The sequence below is a fragment of the Rhodococcus sp. ACS1 genome, assembly GCF_002300155.1.
GTDB classification, from domain to species: domain Bacteria; phylum Actinomycetota; class Actinomycetes; order Mycobacteriales; family Mycobacteriaceae; genus Rhodococcus_F; species Rhodococcus_F koreensis.
Genome location: NZ_NSDZ01000005.1, coordinates 1,084,623 through 1,102,855, shown reverse-complemented (window position 1 = coordinate 1,102,855; position 18,233 = coordinate 1,084,623). Strand labels below are relative to the sequence as shown.

Here is an 18,233-nt window from a genome sequence, read left to right as displayed (position 1 = left end):
CCGTTGTTCAGGAACTCTTGTGAGCGCGGTAACGGGAAAGGTGGCTAATGGCGACGGACACGGCCCAGGTGGACGTCGGATTCCGTTCGGAACGCGGACCGATTCTCGTGTCGCTGATGCTCACGACGTCACTGGTCGCGCTCGACGCGACCATCATCTCGACCGCGGTGTTCACCATCGTCGGGGATCTCGGCGGGTTCACGCAGTTCCCGTGGCTGTTCTCGATCTACCTGCTCACCCAGGCCGTGTCGGTGCCGATCTACGGCAAACTGGCGGACATCTTCGGCCGGAAACCGGTGATGCTCCTCGGCATTGCCCTGTTCGGCGTCGGCTCGGTGCTGTGCGGGATCGCGTGGAGCATGCCCGCGCTCATCGCGTTCCGCGCGGTGCAGGGACTCGGCGCCGGAGCGGTTCAGCCGATGAGCATGACCATCGCCGGAGACATCTACACCCTCGCCGAACGCGCCAAGGCCCAGGGCTACCTCGCCAGCGTGTGGGGCATGTCGGCGGTGGTCGGCCCGACCCTCGGCGGCCTGTTCTCCGAGTACCTGTCGTGGCGGTGGATCTTCTTCGTCAACATTCCCCTGTGTCTGCTCGCGGCCGTGATGCTGATCCGCAACTTCGACGAGAAGCGGGTGCGCACCCAGCGGTCCGTCGACTACGCAGGCGCCGGCATCCTGGCCGTCGGGGCGACGCTGCTCATCCTGGGACTCCTGGAAGGCGGCCAGGCCTGGGCGTGGAGTTCACCGGTCAGCCTCGGAATCTTCGCCGCGGGATTCGTGTTCCTCATCGCGTTCGTCCTCGTGGAACGACGCGCCGCCGAACCGGTCCTGCCGCTGTGGGTGTTCACCCGCAGGGTTCTCGCGGCCAGCAATCTCGTCTCCCTGCTGGTCGGGGCCATCGTCCTCGGCCTGACCACCTACGTCCCCACGTTCACCCAGGGCGTGCTCGGGACGGGCGCACTCGTGGCCGGGTTCGCGCTGGCCACCCTGACCATCGGCTGGCCGATCGCCGCATCGCAGTCCGGTCGGGTGTACCTGCGCTTCGGCTTCCGTGTCACGGCCACCGCGGGCAGCCTGCTGGTCGTCGCGGGCACCGCACTCACCCTGGCCCTGTCCATCGAGTCGGCGGTGTGGCAGGTGGCGATCTGCTGCTTCGTCATCGGCGGCGGCATGGGTCTCGTCGCGAGCCCCACCCTCATCGCCGCGCAGTCGAGCGTCGACTGGTCGGAGCGCGGCGTCGTCACGTCGACCAACATGTTCGCCCGGTCCATCGGCAGCGCCGTGGGGGTCGCCCTGTTCGGCGCCCTCGTCAATGCGCGGCTGGGCGGCGACGACCACCCGGCGCCGGTCGATCTGGCCGGCGCCCTGCACCTGGTGTTCCTGGCCGCTCTCGGCGCGGCCGTCGTGCTCGTCGTCGCCGCGGCGGCGATGCCGAAATCCGCCGCCGCACCGGAGGTCGAGCCGAACGCAGCGACGTCCGACCGTCCGCACTGAAGGAGACACCGTGCCCGACCCGTGCGTCGACGTGCTCATCGCGTCGTATCTCGAGCAGGACCTGGTCGACAGGATCGCAGGCAGCGACCCGCGGATCCGGGTGTCGTACGCCCCCGAACTGCTCCCCCGGCCCCGGTGGCACAGCGATCACGTCGGGGTGCCGCGCGAACTGACGGCCGGCGAGCACGACCGGTGGACGTCGATGCTGCGGACCGCCGACATCATGTTCGATTTCGACTGGCGCCACCCCGAACGCACGCTCGAACAGTCGCCGAATCTGCACTGGATTCAGGCGACGTCCGCGGGCGCCGGACAGCTCATCGAGAAATTCGGGCTGTCGCACGCCCCACTGACGGTGACGACCGCCGCGGGCGTCCACGCCGATCCCCTGGCGGAGTTCGCGCTCGCCGGCATTCTGCATTTCGCGCGCGGACTCCCCCGGCTCATCGCCGACCGGCGCGACCGGACGTGGCGCAAACAGGCGACGACAGAACTCGCGGGACGTCACGCGCTGATCGTGGGCGCAGGCAAGATCGGCTCGCGCACAGCGGAACTGCTCCGCTGCTTCGCCGTCACCGCCACCGGCGTCGCCCGCACGCCGCGACCCGCCGGCGGACCCTTCGACGTCATGACCACCACCGACCGGATCGCCGAGCATCTGCCCACCGCAGACATTCTCGTGATCTCCTGTGCCCTCACCGAGCACACGCGCGGCCTGATCGGACAGCTGGAACTCGCCGCCCTCCCCGAGGGCGCACTGGTCGTCAACCTCGGCCGGGGGCCGATCATCGACGAAGACGCCCTCGCGGAAGCACTGTCGGCAGGGCGCCTCGGCGGGGCGGTCCTGGACGTCACGTCCACCGAACCGCTGCGGGAGGACTCGCCGCTGTGGACGGCCGACAACGTCATCCTCAGCCCGCACAGCGCATCCAACGTGCCGTCGGAGAACGGGAAGATCGCCGATCTGTTCGTCGAGAATCTCGGACGCTACCTGTCGGGTGACGCCGCCCTGATCAACGAGTTCGACTTCGACGCGGGTTACTGACGGCCGCCGCCGACCGGTACCGGGTCACGCAGAATTCGAGCCCCCGAATGCCAGTCGGCGGAGCCGTACCCAGTCCACCGGCCGGGTCGGCGGGCGGACACCGGGACGGTTGCGTGGAACCCGTACCCGCAGCGCCCCGGGAGTGACGGTGCACCGTACGGGCGTCGGGATCACGAGGGCTTCGCCGTCGATCCCGGCGGGAATCGAGGGCGCGTCTGCGGTGATGACGACCTCGCGACCGGAATGCTGGATCAGCCCCTCCTGGCGCGCACGACGAAGCAGAGCCACGGCCTGCCGGGTGCTGCTCACCGAGATCGTCACCACGCCGAGGGTGCCGCGGTCGAGTCGCGGGCGGCGTCCGAGACCGGCCAGATCGTAGATCTCGTACGGCCCGTTGCTCACCAGAACGGCCTGGGGTCCCTCGACCTTCCTGTCCCCTAACCGGGCGAGGAGGCGTGCCCCGCGCTGCCCCTCGATCAGATCGGGAAGCATCCGCAGGGTCGTGCCGGTCTTGTCGTCCCGATAGGCGGGGCTCTGTACCACCTCGGCGTAGGCGCCGAACGAGGCATTGTTGACGAAGGTTCGTTCGCCGACCTTGCCGAGGTCGATGCGCAGTTCGATCCCGTCCGTCAGCGCGTCGAGGCAGCGGGACGGATCCTCACGGTCCAATCCGAGATCCAACGCGAAGTGGTTGCGGGTGCCCGCGCTGATCACCAGGAACGGGAGGTCGTGCTCGGCGGCGATGCCGGCGACCAGCGCCTGTGTGCCGTCGCCGCCGGCCACGCCGAGCAGGTCGGCGCCGCGTGCCACCGCGTCCCTGGCCAGTGCTTCGACGTCCACCGTCCCCGGTCCTTCGAGCAGGGCCACCTCGGCGCCGAGTGCCTCGGCTCGTTTCTTCAGATCGAACTTCCCGACCTTCCCGCCACCCGAGTGCGGATTCATCACCAGGAAGGCGCGTTTCGGCGGCACGGCCGGATGCTCGGGCATCACCCAGTCCGAGCGATCCCGGCCGAGGGCGGCGCGGGCGCACACGACGGCGAGCGCGGCGAGCGCCGCGGCGAGCAACACCACCCACAACAGACGGGCGCTGACCAGAAGCCAGAGCACGACGATCGGAGTCAGAATGAGCACGACCAGCGATACCCAGCGGAGCGCGCCGCGGCTCGTGAGGAACCAGAACAGCGCCGCGACCTCCACCACCGCAGCGCCGACGGCCACGATCAGCAGCGTCAGGGTGTGCAATCCGGCGAACACCAGCAGCACTGCAACCGAGGCGAAGATCGCCAGGTAGGCGGCCCGGGCCAGCCAACGCCGGCGCCCGCTCGCAGGATCCGCAGATTCTGCCGAGTCCCTCTCGTGGAGTGCCATCGCCACCACCTCGCCATTTCCGGGCGTCCCCTTTCAGTATCCATCACGAGTGCGCTCCGTCGCGGGCACTTCCCACGCAGAGGGTGTTCGCTCCGCGTACTGTCGCGCCTCGTCCATGAGCGTCCGCGCGGGTGGCGTGAGGTGGCTCTGCCGGCAGACGGCGGCGACGTGGAGGTAGGACTCGGGGACGATGCGGTGCACGGTGGCGCCCGCCTGCCGGGCCGACGGCGCCCAGGACGACGGCATGACGGCCTGGCCGAATCCGCTGAGCACCATCGGCAGGATCGACGTGCGGTGCGCGACCTCGGCGACGATGGTGGCCGCGACGCCGCTGGCGAGCACCTCGTCGACGAGGGTCCGCATCAACGACCCCCGCTGCGACACGATCAACCGGAATCCGGACAGTTCCGATCTCCGAATCTCCGGGCGCTCCGGCGTTTCGGCGCCCGGCCCGGAGATGAGGATCAGCGGCTGGCTTTCCAGCGCGACGACGTCGAGTTCGGGGGCACGCACCGCGGCGGGGGAACCGAGGATCCCGACCTCGCAGACGCCGGTGCGCACGGCGTGCAGAACCTCCTCGGGTGTGAACGCCGCCTGGGCGTTGACGGTGACCGACGGATAGGTGCGGCTGAAACTGGTGAGGATCGTGGTGAGGGGTTCGATCCCGGGTGACGGCATCGTGATCAGGTCGACGCGGCCGGCACGCAGCCCCTTCAGCGCATCGACGGACGCCTTCGCGTCCTCGAGGTCGCGCAGCACCACACGGGCCGGGCCGACGAGTGTTTCGCCGGCGTCGCTGAGTACCAGCCTGCGTCCGACGCGGTGGAAGAGCGGCACCCCCAGTTCCCGTTCGAGCGCGGATATCGACTGCGAGAGCGACGGCTGCGCGATCAGCAGTGTTTCCGCCGCGCGGTTGATGCCACCCTGATCGACCACCGCCAGGAAGTACCGCAACTGCCGCGCGTCCACCGGCTCACCTCGTTTCCGTTCACCTCGCGCCGAACCGCTGTCCGAGCCACTCACTCTACCTGCGGGAACACTCGCCGATTAGGTGAAACCTATAAGGCGAATCACTTCTTGGTCATGGACGCTACGCGAGTGTGACGGGTTAATGGATGCATCACACACTGTGACGAGCACAACACGATGGAGGCAACGACATGGCACCGCAGACGTTCAAGATTGCATCGATCCCCGCCGACGGCGTCGGCAAGGAGGTCGTCGCTGCCGGACGGCGCGTGCTCGACGTCCTCGCAGAACAGTCCGGTGGGCGTTTCGCCTTCGAATGGGAAGAGTTCCCCTGGGGCTGCGGGTACTACGAGCAGACCGGGAAGATGATGGCCGACGACGGCCTCGACACCCTGAAGGCCTTCGACGCCATCTACTTCGGTGCGGTCGGCTGGGAGAACGTCCCCGATCACATCAGCCTCTGGGGGCTGCGGCTCAACATCACCCAGAACTTCGACCAGTGGGCGAACGTGCGACCGGTGAAGTTCCTCCCCGGCGTGCAGTCCCCGCTCCGCAAGGCGGACGACACCGAACTCGACTGGGTCGTCGTCCGGGAGAACAGCGAAGGCGAATACGCCGGCCTCGGCGGACGTAACCTCAGCGGCCGCGGACCGGGCAACGAGGTCGCCCTGCAGACCGCGCTGTTCACCGAGAAGGGATGCGAGCGCATCATGCGCTTCGCGTTCGACCTGGCCCGCACCCGCACGGTGAAGAAGGTCTCCAGCGTCACCAAGTCCAACGCCCAGCAGTACGGCATGGTCCTGTGGGACGACGTCTTCAAGCGCGTTTCCCTCGACTACCCGGACGTCGCGACCGAAAGCGTCCTCGTCGACGCGATGAGCGCGAAGTTCATCCTGCACCCGGAGGACCTGTCCGTGGTGGTGGCGTCGAACCTCAACGCCGACATCCTCTCCGACCTCGGCTCCGCGCTCGCGGGAAGCCTCGGGGTTGCGGCGAGCGCGAACCTCAACCCGGAGCGCCGCTTCCCCAGCATGTTCGAACCCGTCCACGGTTCCGCCCCCGACATCGCGGGCCAGGGCATCAGCAACCCGATCGGCGCGATCGCCAGCGCCGCCCTGATGCTCGACCACTTCGGCCTGCACGACGAGGCCCGCCGCGTCGAAGCCGCCATCGAGGCCGCCACCGCGAGCGGCGCACTGACCCGCGACATCGGCGGCTCGTCGGACACCGCGGCCGTCACCGAAGCGATCGTGCACGCCCTGCAGACCGCACTGACCCCTGCCTGACCGACCCACACACCGCCGGCCCGACTCGGCATGATCTGCCGGGTCGGGTCGTCACTGCTCGAACGGTCGGTAACTCTCGGCCACCCCGTCTTCATACCTGAACACTCTCACCCGAGGTGAATGTCATGGAAACACTCAGCAGCGCAGCGAGTTACCCGCCGGCGACGGTGAAGAAACCCTGGTACAGGCAACTGTACTTCTGGGTCCTGATCGCGATCGTGCTCGGCATCCTCGTCGGGTGGCTCTGGCCCGACACCGGCGAGGCGATGGAGCCGATCGGCACCACCTTCATCACGGCGATGAAGATGCTGATCTGCCCGATCGTGTTCCTGACGATCGTCGGCGGGATCGCGAGTGTCGCGGATCTGAAGAAGGTCGGGCTGACCGGAATCAAGGCGCTGACCTACTTCCAGGTCGGAACGATCCTCGCGCTGCTGACCGGACTCGTCGCGATCAACCTCTTCCGCCTCGGGGACGGGGTGAATGCCGACGCATCCGCCCTCGAAACCACCGAATCCGCCGGCAAACTCATCAAGGCCGGCGAGGAGAAGGAGTGGTGGGAGTTCATCACCCACCTGGTCCCGGACAGCGTGTTCGGACCGTTCGTCGAGGGCGACATCCTGCAGGTCATCTTCCTCGCCGTCATCTTCGGTGTGGCCATCAACGCGGTGGGACAGATCGCCGCGCCGATCCGGGACGCCGTCGAACGCCTCACCGCAGTGGTGTTCAAGGTCCTGAGTTTCATCATGAAACTCGCACCGCTCGGCGCGTTCGGCGCCATGGCCTTCGCCATCGGCAAGTACGGTGTCTCCACCCTCACCAGCCTCGGCAGCCTGATCCTGCTGTTCTACGCCACCTCCGCGTTCTTCGTCGTCGTGGTCCTCGGATCCGTCATGGCGTATTTGCGGCTCAACATCTTCCGCATGCTCGGCTTCTTCAAGGAAGAACTGCTGCTCATTCTCGGCACCTCCACCGCCGAGCCCGCGCTGCCCGGTTTGATGCGCAAACTGGAGTACGCCGGAGTCAAGAAGCCCACAGTGGGTCTCGTCGTGCCCACCGGCTACAGTTTCAACCTCGACGGCGCCGCCATCTATCTCTCCCTCGCCGCGCTGTACATCGCCCAGGCCACCAACACCGACCTGTCGATCCCTCAGCAACTCGGCCTGCTCGGGGTCATGCTGCTGACCTCGAAGGGCGCCGCAGGTGTCGCCGGCGGCGGATTCATCGCCCTGACAGCCACGTTGAGCACCCTCGGCACCATCCCCGCGGCCGGCATCATGCTCATCTTCGGCATCGACAAGTTCATGTCCGAATGCCGCGCCCTGGTGAACTTCATCGGCAACGCCGTCGCCACCCTGTTCGTCGCCAAATGGAACCACGAACTCGACGTCGACCGCGCCCGCCGCGTCTTCGCCGGCGAGGTCCTTCCCGCACCCGAGGGTGAGGTCGAGAACGACTTCGACCTGGAGGTGCTTGAACAGGAACCACGACCGGAACGCATCGACCACGAACGGCTCGATCCCGCGGCGGCGCCCGCGCACTCCGCACAGCGATAACCGCAGTCGCACTGCACACGAGAGAGGAAGGCCGATGAGGGTTCTGGTTGTCCCGGACAAATTCCAGGGCTCGCTCTCCGCGGCCGATGTCGCGGAACATCTCTCGGCCGGACTCGCCTCGGCGGGCATCACGAGCAGGCAACGTCCTCTCGGGATGCTCGCCGCCCTCGGGTTCACCTTTTCCGACACCTCGGGACGACCCTGCGGGCGTGCGGGCGAACCCTTCCCGACGTCGCGACGATCGACTCCGCCCGCGCAGCGCACCTGTCCGGAATCGAGATCAGCCACATCGGGCGCGAAATCGGCCAGACCTACTCCTGACTCGGCTCGATCCGGTCGCTCAGTCCGGCGGCGAGATGGTCGACGAGAGCGCGGATACGACGGGGCACGTGCGACGTGGCGGAGTACAGCGCGTTGATGTCGGCGGAGGGCGTGGGGAAGTCGGACAACACCTGCACGAGTGCCCCCTCACGAAGAAGCGGAGCCACGTGCCACAGGGAACGCATGATCAAGCCGTGTCCTTCCACGCACCAGCGCGTGGTGACGTCCCCGTCGTTGCACAGAAGGTTTCCGGCCACTCGAATGGCGATCTCGTCGTTCGCCGGCCCGAACCGCCACAGTGCGTAGTCGCCTTCGTTCTCACGCAACACGATGCAGTTGTGGTGTTCGAGGTCTTTGGGCTGTGTGGGCGTTCCATGCCGTTCGAGATAGCCCGGAGCGGCACACACCACGCGGCGGTTCCGGCTCAGGCGTTTGGCGGTCAACCTCGAGTCCTGCAACGACCCGACACGGATGCCGACGTCGAACGTGGTCCCGGCGATGTTGAGCGGGAGCGGCGAGAGGTCGAGTTCGATCTGCACACGAGGATGCTCGTCGAGGAACTGTCCGACCAGCGGCGCTATGTGCGCTCGGCCCAGGCCCAAAGTGGCATGCACCCGCACGCGGCCGACGAGTTCGGCGTGCTGCTCGGAGATCGATTCCTCGAGTTCGGTCACTTCTGCGGCGATGACCGCCGCCCCCGCCGCGTAGCGCTCACCCTCCGAGGTGAGCGTGAGCCGGCGAGTCGTTCGCTGGATCAACCGGACCCCTAGCCGCTTCTCGATCCGACTCAGCCTCTTACTCACCGACGAGACCGACACGCCGAACTCGCGGGCCGCTTCGGTCAGGCTCGACGACCGCGCGACGACGTCGAAGAACAGTACGTCCTCGGCCGATGCATCACTTGTCATAGGTCCATTCTTTCCCTCGAGGAAAAACTGTCTTGCGTATTCACCGCTTTTCTATCCGATTGTTGCCCAATAGGCTGTGATCAGTCCCACAGTAGTTGGCATCGCGCAGTCCGGTCACTCCGCTTTCCGCGGAATACGCCGCGTGCCAGACTTTCTCACCCCAGTAAGGAGCACACGCATCATGGGCGCAACGCATCGGATAGCAGTCATTCCCGGCGACGGAATCGGCACGGAGGTCGTCCCCGAGGGTCTGCGGGTCCTCGACGCCGCGGCGTCGGCGTTCGACTTCCAACTCGACTACGAGCAGTTCGACTACGCGAGCGCCGACTACTACACCACGACGGGCACGATGCTGCCCGACGGCTGGTTCGATCAGCTCAGCCGCTTCGACTCGATCTTCTTCGGCGCCGTCGGCTGGCCGGACGTCGTCCCCGACCACATCAGCCTGTGGGGAAGCCTGCTGCAGTTCCGCCGCCACTTCGACCAGTACGTGAGCCTGCGCCCGGTCAAACTCCTCCCCGGCATCACCAGCCCGCTCGCCGGACGCGAACCCGGTGACGTCGACTTCTACGTCGTGCGGGAAAACACCGAGGGCGAATACTCGAGCATCGGCGGCAAGATCTTCGAAGGCACCGACCGCGAAACCGTCATCCAGGAAACGGTCATGACGCGAACCGGTGTGGACCGAATCCTGAAGTACGCCTTCGATCTCGCCCAGTCCCGGCCGAAGAAGCATCTGACCTCCGCGACGAAGAGCAACGGCATCTCCATCTCGATGCCGTACTGGGACCAGCGCGTCGAAGCGATGGCCCAGAACTTCGCGGACGTCGCGGTGGACAAGTACCACATCGACATCCTCACCGCGAACTTCGTCCTGCACCCGGACTGGTTCGACGTCGTCGTAGCCAGCAACCTGTTCGGGGACATCCTCTCCGACCTCGGCCCGGCCTGCACCGGCACCATCGGCGTGGCCCCGAGCGGAAACATCAACCCCGAGCGCAAGTTCCCGAGCCTGTTCGAGCCGGTCCACGGGTCGGCCCCCGACATCGCGGGCAAGGGAATCGCCAACCCGATCGGGCAGATCTGGAGCGCAAGCATGATGCTCGAGCACCTCGGCGAGACCGAGGCCGCCGCCGCCGTCATGACCGCTGTCGAGGACGTCCTCGCGGTCGGCGGTAACACGCTCACACCCGACATGGGCGGCTCCGCCACCACCGTCTCGCTCGGTGAAGCGGTCACCCGGCAGTTCGAGACCAACACCAGCCTCCGACTGGTCCGTTCCTGACGCATTCCCGCCGGCCGCGCCCTGCGCACCCATCGAGCGTGACCACCTCCGCTCCCTCCACCTGCGGCTTGCGAGGCCGCCACACCCCCCGAGGGGAAAACCCATGAGCATCGAGACTCGACCAGAGATTGCTTCACCCTTCCGCCGAGCCAAGCTCGACGGCGTGCCGCTGATCATTCCCATCGCACTGACCGCCGTTGTGATGGTCGCCGGCCTGTTCAACTCCATTCCCAAGAACATGATCGGCGGTCTCGCGGTGATCGTCGGATTGGGAATGCTGCTCGGACCGTTGGGTAATCGACTTCCGATCATCTCCAAGATCGGCGGTGGCGCACTCGTCTGCCTGATGACCCCGTCCATCCTGGTCTACTTCGGGGTCTTCAACGACAACACACTCGACGCCGTGCACTCATTGATGAAAGAAGCCAACTTCCTCTATTTCGTCATCTGCACACTGGTGGTCGGCAGCATCCTGGGCATGAGCCGCAAGGTCATGATCGGCGGCCTCGTCAAGATCTTCCCGCCGCTGTTCGTCGGCACCGCCGTCGCCATCTCGGTCGGCATCGGCGTTGCGATGCTCTTCGGCTACGACTTCCACCGCGCGCTGTTCTTCATCGTCGTCCCCATCCTCGGCGGCGGAATCGGCGAGGGAGTCATCCCGCTCTCGGCGGCGTACGCCTCGGCGATGGGCGGCGAATCGTCCACCTACATCTCGCAGCTCATCCCCGCCGCGATCATCGGCAACATCGTCGCCATCATCAGCGCCGGCGTCCTACGCCGGATCGGTGACCGCAAACCCCACCTCGACGGCGGAGGCCAGCTGGTCAAGACCGGCGACACCGACGACCTGCTCGCCCCCTCGGACGAGGCCGCCGAACGCGAATCGAGCACATCACCCAACTACGCGATGGGTGTGCTGACGATCTGCAGTCTGTTCGTCCTGGGCACCTTGCTCGAGCATTTCGTCCACCTGCCGGCACCGGTTCTCGTCATCCTCATCTCGGTGATCTGCAAGCTGTTCAACGTCTTCCCGCAGAGCGTCGAGGACAGCGCCCGGGGCGTCTACAAGATCATCTCCGGATACTTCATCTACCCCGTCATGATCGGTCTCGGGATGCTCTACGTCCCGCTGGCCGATGTCATCGATGTCGTCTCCATCGGATACGTGATCACCTGCACCGCCGTGGTGCTCTCGATGGTGCTCGTCGGGTTCTACGTGGGCAAGGCGATCGGCATGTACCCGGTCGACGCGTCCCTGGTGACCGTCTGCCACAGCGGCCTCGGCGGAACCGGCGACGTTGCGATCCTGTCTGCGTCCCAACGCATGAACCTCATGCCCTTCGCCCAGATCTCGACCCGGCTCGGCGGTGTCACCACGGTCATCTCCGCCGCCTCTCTCATCCGGATCCTCGGCTGACTCCCGACACGGCCGTGGTCGAGGTCGCCGACACCTGCGGCCAGGCCACTCTCCCGAGCGGCCGGCTCTCCCCCGCACACCGTCGGATCCACCAACCTCATCCACGTCCACCGGGTCGGCGACGACGACTTCACGACGGGATGGACGCTGCTGCCGTCTCGAGCAGGTGCGGGCGAACGGCTCCGACCGGGCCGAGCTGCTCGTAGGCCCGGGCAACGTCGAGCAGGAACAGGTCGTTGCCCGGGGCGGCGACGATCTGCACGCCGACCGGCAGACCCTCGGCGCTGAACCCGGCGGGGACGGAGATCGCGGGGCACCCCAGCACCGTCACGGTCAGCGCCGACGTCATCCAGTCGAGGTAGTCGTCGCAGCGGCGGCCGTCGACCGCCGCCGGGTACTCGAGTTCGGCGTCGAACGGCAGCACCTGGGACACGGGCATCACCAAGACGTCGTGGCGGGAGAAGAATTCGACGGCGCGAGCCTGGATCTCCGCCTGGGCCACCATGGCTTTCGCGATGTCGTCTGCGGAGAGCCGGTCCGCCTGCCGGATGTTGTCGAGCAGCGACGGCTTCAGCAGTTCGGGGGTGGCGTCGGCGCGGTCACCGAGGTCGATCTTGAACCGCCACGCCCGCAGGGTGCGGAACACCCACTCGGCGTCGGGAATCGACGGCGCGTCCTCGGCGACGACCGCACCCGCGGCGGCGAAGATCGACGACTGACGGTCGTGGATCTCGCGGACCGGCGCGTCCACCGGGAAGAGGCCGTTCAGATCCGCGGACACCGCGACACGCAGACCCTGCAGGCCGGCGACACCGTGCCGGGGCGCGAGCGCATCGGCACCGAGCGAGCTGCGGATCCGCGCGTCGGGTCCGGAGATCACCGACAGCAGCAGTTCCAGGTCGTCGACGTTGCGGGCCATCGGCCCCTGCGTCACCAGTGCGTCCCAGGGCGCGCTGTTGGGCCAGCACGGCACGCGGCCGGGCGTGGGGCGCAGTCCGACGACGTTGCAGAACGACGCCGGGTTGCGCAGCGAACCGCCCATGTCGCTGCCGTCGGCGAGCGGAATCAGTCCCGCGCCCAGTGCGGCTGCGGCGCCGCCGCTCGAGCCACCCGCGCTCCTGGTGGGGTCGTACGGGTTGGTGGTGGTCCCGAAGACGGGGTTGAACGTGTGCGATCCGGCGGCGAACTCGGGAACGTTCGTCTTGCCGACCGTGACGGCGCCGGCCGCGGTGACGCGTTCGGCGATCAGCTCACTGGTCTGGGGCACGTTGTCGACGAGCATGGGCGAACCGGCGACCGTGGGGAATCCGGTGACGTCGTGAGTGTCCTTGAATGCGAACGGAAGTCCGTGCAGCGGACCCACAGGGTCGCCGGCGGCTGTCTGCGCGTCGGCGGCGGCGGCGGTGGCGTGCGCGCGGTCCAGGTCGAGGCTGACGAGCGCGTTGACCGTCGGATTCACCTGTGCGATCCGGTCCGTGTGCAGGGCGAGTAGCTCGCGGGCCGAGATGTCCCTGCTGCGGAGTGCGGTGAGCATCTCACGCGCGGTCGAGTAGTGGTCGAGCGTCATTTCGAGGTCTCCAGGATCGGGGCGGTGGCCGGACGGTCTTCCGACGGCGCGGGGGTCGGGGGGCGGGGACGGGCGAGGCGAACCACGGTCTCGACCGCGGCGATCACCGCGAGGTTGAGGACCAGGCCGCAGATGCCCGCGTCGATGTTGGCGAGGTTGAGGTCGAACACGGTCATCACGATGACGGTGAGCATTCCCACGAGCAGACCGGCGAACACGGATTGCTTGGCGAGCAGCGGCTTCTCGGGCAGGGCGAGCGCCAGGCCGGGGGCGAGCTGGCTGAGACCGCCGAACGTGAGCAGCAGCAGATTGGCCAGCAGGTCGGGGCGGGTCAGGCCGAGCACCAGAGCCATGGTGGCGGCGGCGATCACGACGAGGTGGTTGAACCGGAGCTTCGTGCGCTCGCTCTCGATCTTCACCAGGTTGTGCGAGGCCAGGGTGGAGATGCCGATGCAGATGGCGCCGGCGGGCAGCATCGCGGCGGAGGCGGCGGCGATCGCGATCAGGCCGAGCGCCCAGTTCGGCAGCGCTCCCCCGGCCAGCGTGAGCAGGACGGCGTTGCTGCTGGTGTTCGGATTCAGTGCGAGGATCCCGACGAAACCCAGCATGATCGGGAGGATCATGACCACCTGGTACATCGGCAGAAAAGTGTTGTTGGAGCGGATCACCCGGCCGTTCTTCGCGGCGAGCAGCGGCGGCCACAGGTGCGGGGTGGTGAGGAAGCCGCAGCCGATCGCGGAGATCAGCAGGCTGGTGGTCCACCAGACCTTGTCGTAGTCGCCGGGGTTCACGGTCAGCATCTCGCTGTGGGTCTGCGCGATCTGGCCGAACACGTCGCCGATGCCACCGGCGAAGTGCAGCGGGATCACGATGGACAGCACCACGACGGCGAGCAGGATCAGGACGTCCTTGACGTAGGCGGTGCGCGCCAGGCCGTGGATGCCCGCCCACAGCACGAACCCGACGACGAGGACGGTCGCGACGATCATGCTCAGCGTGCCCGAACTCGCGCTGCCCGTGACGAGGCGGACGATGAGGCCGAGGCCGGTGATCTGCAACTGCAGGTACGGCAGCAGGAAGATGATGCCGCACAACGCGACCAGCCGGCCGAGGAGCGGGCTGCGGTAGCGGTCGGCGAAGAAGTCGGCCTGGGTGATGTACCCGCGATCCTTGCTGAGCTTCCAGATCCGCGGTCCGATGAAATACAGGGCCACGTAGCCGAGCGGGATGTACGGGATGGCGTAGGTGGCGCCGATGCCCGCGGTGAACGCGATCCCTGCGACGCCGAGGAAAGTGAACGTGGTGAACGATTCACCGGCCTGCAGGAAGAAGCTGGTCACCACACCGAAGTTCCGCTTGCCGACCGTCCACTCGCTCAGGCTCTGAGCGCGTTTCCGGTGTCCGCCGACGGCGATCACGGCGAGACCGATCATGCCTGCCAGGGTGATCCACAGTGCCGAGTTCGTCATCGGAGGCTCGCTTCCTCGAGGCGGAGGCCGTCCTCGAACGGCCGGACGAGGCCGAGCTCCACCACCGCCAGCGCGGGCAGCAGCAGGAGCACCCACGCCGAGCACCACACGAGCAGCCGGGGCATGCCCAGCCACAGATCGGCCGTGTTCACAAACGGCAGCCACACGGCGGTGACGAGTGCGAGCACCGGGGCGACCGGGACGAGCAGCAGCCAGCGGCGCTGCGGCGAATCCTCGATCGCCCCGAGAATGGCTTCTCGTTGCATGCTGTTCCTTCTTCCATCCAGGGAGTAGAGGAAGCATGCGTGGTGCGGGTCACAGCACTCAACCGCTGAGGGAGGTTCGGCGAAATCGGCCACCCACCTGTCGGAGATCGCAATCAGACGCGCCGGAGGGGCCGTCTGATGTCGAAATCCGTCACATCACCCTGCCGCTGCGCTTGACCGCCTGCACCACCATGTTGGTTTCCAGCGCCAGCGCGTCCGCCACCCACGGGGCGGTGGTGATGTAGTCGTAGAGCACCGACTCGTCGGGTGCGGCGATGTTCGCGACCACCTGGTACTCGCCGGCCGTGCCCGCGGCGTACCGCACGTAGGGCATCTCGAGCATTCCCCGCACCAGCGGTTCGATCCGGTTGCGCTGGGTCTTGATGAACAGCATCGCCTCGGCCCGCAGCCCGAACAGTGCCGGATCCACCACCACCCGGAGACTGATCGCCCCCTCGGTGAGCAGCGACTGGACGCGTCGCCGCGCCGTCGCCTCGGACACCCCCGCGGTCCGGGCGAGGGCCGTGGTGCCCACCCGCCCGTTCTGCATGAGTTCGCGGATGATGGTGCGGTCGATGGGATCCCGGGTTCCGCGTTCCAGGTCGGTGAGGAACGACGCCGGAGGCGCGACCCCGCCGATCGATTCCTTCTCGGCGGGGGTCAGCACCCCGGCCTCCCATTCACGGACCGTGCGGAAGTACCGCAGCACGGGGTCCGTCCAGCTCCGGACGACGCCCATCGTCGCGGGCAGTTCGTCCATGACGAGTTTCGGCAGGCGGTCCCGCGACACGTGGATCTCGGCCACGCAGTCGGCGGTGCCGGTGAGGATGTACACGAAGATGCAGTCACTGCGCTGGGCGAGGGCGCTCGCCGCCACCCGCACCGTTCCCGGGGAGCACTGGAGACGGACGATCGCGGTGCCGCCGCTGTTCGCGACGGCGGTGACGGCCACTCGGCCGGACTCGAGGAGCGCGATGCCGTGCCGGGTCACGTTCCGCTCGGGTTCGCCGAGCGCCTGGGCGATCCGACTCCACGAGCACCGCCCGTCGACCTGGAGGGCGGCGACGATCCGCTGATCGAGCGAGAACCTGCGTTCGGTCATTGCAGAAGCCTGCCCTCCATGCCACGTGTGCATGCGATGTTAGGCCAGTCGTTGACGTCGAGAACTCCGATCCGGTCGCGGACCGAATCGCACCCGCGCATGAAGGATCGAAACCGCTGGACTGCAGGGCAATACGCCCCGGTCTCGGACCGCCGGCCGAGAAGGTGAGCCGCCAAAGGTTAGGCTAACCGTATATGGTCGGGGTGTGACGGTACGCATCGCGACGCGCGCCGCAGTTGTCCACTACGAAAGGTGATCGCACATGCAGTCGACGGCCGTTGCCGGGTCCGCAGAGACTTCGGCGGACCTTCCGCCGGGCGCGCCGTTCGTCCTCTCCCGCCCGCACGGCACCGTGATCGCGGACGGCACCCGCACCGGTTTCGACTCCGCCCGCGACGCCGCCGCCGCCCTGAAGAGCGGCACCGTGACCTCGGTGGCCGGGGCACTCGCCTTCGACCCGTCCCACCCCGCCGCGCTGGTCGCGCCGCAGACGCTGCGTCATCACCCGGGAAGCTGGGCTCCTCGCCTGCAGACGATTCCGCACGTGCGCGCCGGAACGTCGGTCCCCCCGGAGGACGACCACCTCGCCCGCGTCGCCGCCGCGATCCACGTGCTGCGCGAACCCGAGGCCGCACTGCACAAGGTGGTGCTCGCCCGATCGGTCGTCCTGCACGCCGAAGAACCGTTGCACCCGCACACGCTGCTCGCCCGGCTCGTCGCGAACGACCTCGGCGGCAACGGCTTCAGCGTCGACCTGGGCTCCGCGGGCACCGGATGGTCGGGACGGCACCTCGTCGGCTCGAGCCCGGAGGTACTCATCCGCCGCCGCGGCGACACCGTGACCTGCCATCCTCTCGCCGGCTCGGCTCCCCGGCACGCCGACCCCGAGATCGACCGGCAGACAGCGGAGAACCTCGCCTCCTCGGAGAAGAACCTGCGTGAACACGCCCTCGTCGTCGACGCGCTGCTCGCGAGCCTCGAACCGTTCTGCACCGAACTCGACATCCCCGACCGGCCCACCCTCACCAGCACACCCCAACTGTGGCACCTCGGCACACCCGTGGCGGGACGGCTGCGGGACCGCTCGGTGACCGCGCTGGACCTGGCCGTCGCCGTGCACCCGACACCGGCGGTGTGCGGCACCCCCACCGACGCCGCGCGTACGCTGATCGGCGAACTCGAGGGCGACCGCGGCTTCTACGCCGGCGCCGTGGGCTGGGCCGACGCCGACGGTGACGGCGAATGGATGGTCACCATCCGGTGCGCGCAGATCGACGCCGACGGCACCACCGTCACGGCGTACGCGGGCGGGGGCATCGTCGCCGCGTCCGAACCGGACGACGAACTCGCCGAGACCACAACCAAACTGGGCACCGTCCTCGCGGCACTGGGACTTCCCCGATGAGCGGCACGACACTGGTCGTCGGGGCGGCGCAGGGCATCGGGCGGGCCACCGCCGTCACCCTGTCGCGGTCCGGTCACCGCCTGGTACTGCTCGATCGGGACGCCGACGGCCTCGCCGCCACCGCCGCACTGCTCGACGCCCCTCCGCTCGGCACCGCCGTCACCGACATCCGCGACACCGCCGGGGTCACGGACACGGTTCGCCGGATCGAGGACGAGCACGGTCCCGTCACCGCCCTCGCGCACGTGGCCGGGGTACTCGAAACCGGGTCGGTGCTCGACGCCGATCCCGCGAGCTGGCAGCGCGTGTTCGACGTCAACGTCACCGGCCTCGTCAACGTGTTGCGGGCCGTCGGCACCGGAATGCGGGACCGCTCAGCCGGTTCCATCGTCGTGGTCGGCTCCAACGCCGCGGGCGTCCCCCGCACCGGGATGGGCGCGTACGGCGCGTCCAAGGCCGCCGTCGCGATGATCGTCCGGGTACTCGGCCTCGAGCTGGCCGAATACGGGATCCGCGCCAACATCGTCGCCCCCGGCTCGACGGACACCGCGATGCAGCGGTCACTGTGGTCGGACCCCGACGACGACACCGGGGCGCGCGGCGCGATCGACGGCGACCTGGGCTCGTTCAAGGTCGGCATCCCGCTGGGTCGCATCGCCGACGCCGCCGACATCGCCGACTCCGTCGAGTTCCTCCTGTCGGATCGCGCGCGGCATATCACCATGCAGGCGCTCTACGTCGACGGCGGCGCTACCCTCCAAGCCTGACCGCCC

At 67.9% G+C, this 18,233-nt stretch carries 15 protein-coding genes; 8 read left to right on the top strand and 7 right to left on the bottom strand.

All coding sequences use genetic code 11. The features are described 5' to 3' along the window. Positions 1-47: 47 nt before the first annotated feature. Both CJ179_RS25800 and CJ179_RS25795 read left to right on the top strand, forming a co-directional pair. Entirely contained in the window at positions 48-1,496 is a 1,449-nt protein-coding gene (locus CJ179_RS25800; RefSeq protein WP_095863292.1) for an MDR family MFS transporter, read from the top strand. A gap of 10 nt (positions 1,497-1,506) precedes the next feature. After that, entirely contained in the window at positions 1,507-2,541 is a 1,035-nt protein-coding gene (locus CJ179_RS25795; protein WP_095863291.1) for a D-2-hydroxyacid dehydrogenase, read from the top strand. 24 nt (positions 2,542-2,565) lie between these two features. Here the strand turns inward: CJ179_RS25795 and CJ179_RS25790 are convergent, their stop codons facing one another. Together CJ179_RS25790 and CJ179_RS25785 are read right to left on the bottom strand one after the other, a co-directional pair. Next, positions 2,566-3,909, bottom strand: a complete 1,344-nt coding sequence (locus tag CJ179_RS25790) for a diacylglycerol kinase family protein (protein WP_072943159.1) — start codon at positions 3,907-3,909, stop codon at positions 2,566-2,568. A 33-nt stretch (positions 3,910-3,942) separates the two neighbouring features. Further along, complete coding sequence (locus CJ179_RS25785; protein WP_095863290.1) at positions 3,943-4,878, bottom strand: LysR family transcriptional regulator; 936 nt, start codon at positions 4,876-4,878, stop codon at positions 3,943-3,945. 191 nt (positions 4,879-5,069) lie between these two features. Between CJ179_RS25785 and CJ179_RS25780 the strand changes: the two genes are divergently transcribed. Further along, entirely contained in the window at positions 5,070-6,164 is a 1,095-nt protein-coding gene (locus CJ179_RS25780) for a tartrate dehydrogenase (protein WP_072942967.1), read from the top strand. 125 nt (positions 6,165-6,289) lie between these two features. Further along, positions 6,290-7,720 (top strand): C4-dicarboxylate transporter DctA, encoded by a 1,431-nt coding sequence (dctA, locus tag CJ179_RS25775; protein ID WP_095863289.1) that lies wholly within the window; start codon positions 6,290-6,292, stop codon positions 7,718-7,720. A gap of 311 nt (positions 7,721-8,031) precedes the next feature. Here the strand turns inward: dctA and CJ179_RS25765 are convergent, their stop codons facing one another. Then, complete coding sequence (locus CJ179_RS25765) at positions 8,032-8,949, bottom strand: LysR family transcriptional regulator (RefSeq protein ID WP_072942964.1); 918 nt, start codon at positions 8,947-8,949, stop codon at positions 8,032-8,034. 181 nt (positions 8,950-9,130) lie between these two features. Between CJ179_RS25765 and CJ179_RS25760 the strand changes: the two genes are divergently transcribed. Then, the gene (locus CJ179_RS25760) at positions 9,131-10,234 is read left to right on the top strand and encodes a tartrate dehydrogenase (RefSeq protein WP_095863288.1); all 1,104 of its coding nucleotides are present in this window, start codon (positions 9,131-9,133) and stop codon (positions 10,232-10,234) included. A 103-nt stretch (positions 10,235-10,337) separates the two neighbouring features. Further along, the gene (locus tag CJ179_RS25755) at positions 10,338-11,651 is read left to right on the top strand and encodes a 2-hydroxycarboxylate transporter family protein (protein WP_095863287.1); all 1,314 of its coding nucleotides are present in this window, start codon (positions 10,338-10,340) and stop codon (positions 11,649-11,651) included. A gap of 130 nt (positions 11,652-11,781) precedes the next feature. On the opposite strand, the gene CJ179_RS25750 is transcribed toward CJ179_RS25755, so the two are convergent. From CJ179_RS25750 to CJ179_RS25735, 4 genes are all read right to left on the bottom strand, one after another. Beyond that, complete coding sequence (locus CJ179_RS25750; protein ID WP_095863286.1) at positions 11,782-13,218, bottom strand: amidase family protein; 1,437 nt, start codon at positions 13,216-13,218, stop codon at positions 11,782-11,784. Then, positions 13,215-14,687: a sodium:solute symporter gene (locus CJ179_RS25745; protein WP_095863285.1), complete on the bottom strand. Its 1,473-nt coding sequence runs from the start codon at positions 14,685-14,687 to the stop codon at positions 13,215-13,217. The genes CJ179_RS25750 and CJ179_RS25745 overlap by 4 nt, the downstream gene beginning before the upstream one ends. Next, entirely contained in the window at positions 14,684-14,953 is a 270-nt protein-coding gene (locus CJ179_RS25740) for a hypothetical protein (protein WP_095863284.1), read from the bottom strand. The genes CJ179_RS25745 and CJ179_RS25740 overlap by 4 nt, the downstream gene beginning before the upstream one ends. A gap of 151 nt (positions 14,954-15,104) precedes the next feature. Then, entirely contained in the window at positions 15,105-16,055 is a 951-nt protein-coding gene (locus CJ179_RS25735; RefSeq protein WP_072942954.1) for an Lrp/AsnC family transcriptional regulator, read from the bottom strand. A gap of 262 nt (positions 16,056-16,317) precedes the next feature. Between CJ179_RS25735 and CJ179_RS25730 the strand changes: the two genes are divergently transcribed. Both CJ179_RS25730 and CJ179_RS25725 read left to right on the top strand, forming a co-directional pair. Then, on the top strand, positions 16,318-17,460 hold the full coding sequence (locus CJ179_RS25730; protein ID WP_095863283.1) for an isochorismate synthase MenF: 1,143 nt from the start codon (positions 16,318-16,320) through the stop codon (positions 17,458-17,460). After that, a complete protein-coding gene (locus CJ179_RS25725) occupies positions 17,457-18,227 on the top strand; it encodes an SDR family oxidoreductase (RefSeq protein ID WP_095863282.1) in 771 nt (256 codons plus the stop codon). The genes CJ179_RS25730 and CJ179_RS25725 overlap by 4 nt, the downstream gene beginning before the upstream one ends. Positions 18,228-18,233 lie beyond the last annotated feature (6 nt).

Excerpts from the sequence above, each read along its gene's own strand:
- CJ179_RS25750 (WP_095863286.1), bottom strand. The coding sequence starts at position 13,218 with ATGACGCTCGACCACTACTCGACCGCGCGTGAGATGCTCACCGCACTC.
- CJ179_RS25730 (WP_095863283.1), top strand. The coding sequence starts at position 16,318 with ATGCAGTCGACGGCCGTTGCCGGGTCCGCAGAGACTTCGGCGGACCTT.
- CJ179_RS25760 (WP_095863288.1), top strand. The coding sequence starts at position 9,131 with ATGGGCGCAACGCATCGGATAGCAGTCATTCCCGGCGACGGAATCGGC.
- CJ179_RS25780 (WP_072942967.1), top strand. The coding sequence starts at position 5,070 with ATGGCACCGCAGACGTTCAAGATTGCATCGATCCCCGCCGACGGCGTC.
- CJ179_RS25765 (WP_072942964.1), bottom strand. The coding sequence starts at position 8,949 with ATGACAAGTGATGCATCGGCCGAGGACGTACTGTTCTTCGACGTCGTC.
- CJ179_RS25735 (WP_072942954.1), bottom strand. The coding sequence starts at position 16,055 with ATGACCGAACGCAGGTTCTCGCTCGATCAGCGGATCGTCGCCGCCCTC.
- CJ179_RS25740 (WP_095863284.1), bottom strand. The coding sequence starts at position 14,953 with ATGCAACGAGAAGCCATTCTCGGGGCGATCGAGGATTCGCCGCAGCGC.
- CJ179_RS25800 (WP_095863292.1), top strand. The coding sequence starts at position 48 with ATGGCGACGGACACGGCCCAGGTGGACGTCGGATTCCGTTCGGAACGC.
- CJ179_RS25745 (WP_095863285.1), bottom strand. The coding sequence starts at position 14,687 with ATGACGAACTCGGCACTGTGGATCACCCTGGCAGGCATGATCGGTCTC.
- CJ179_RS25790 (WP_072943159.1), bottom strand. The coding sequence starts at position 3,909 with ATGGCACTCCACGAGAGGGACTCGGCAGAATCTGCGGATCCTGCGAGC.
- CJ179_RS25755 (WP_095863287.1), top strand. The coding sequence starts at position 10,338 with ATGAGCATCGAGACTCGACCAGAGATTGCTTCACCCTTCCGCCGAGCC.
- CJ179_RS25725 (WP_095863282.1), top strand. The coding sequence starts at position 17,457 with ATGAGCGGCACGACACTGGTCGTCGGGGCGGCGCAGGGCATCGGGCGG.
- dctA (WP_095863289.1), top strand. The coding sequence starts at position 6,290 with ATGGAAACACTCAGCAGCGCAGCGAGTTACCCGCCGGCGACGGTGAAG.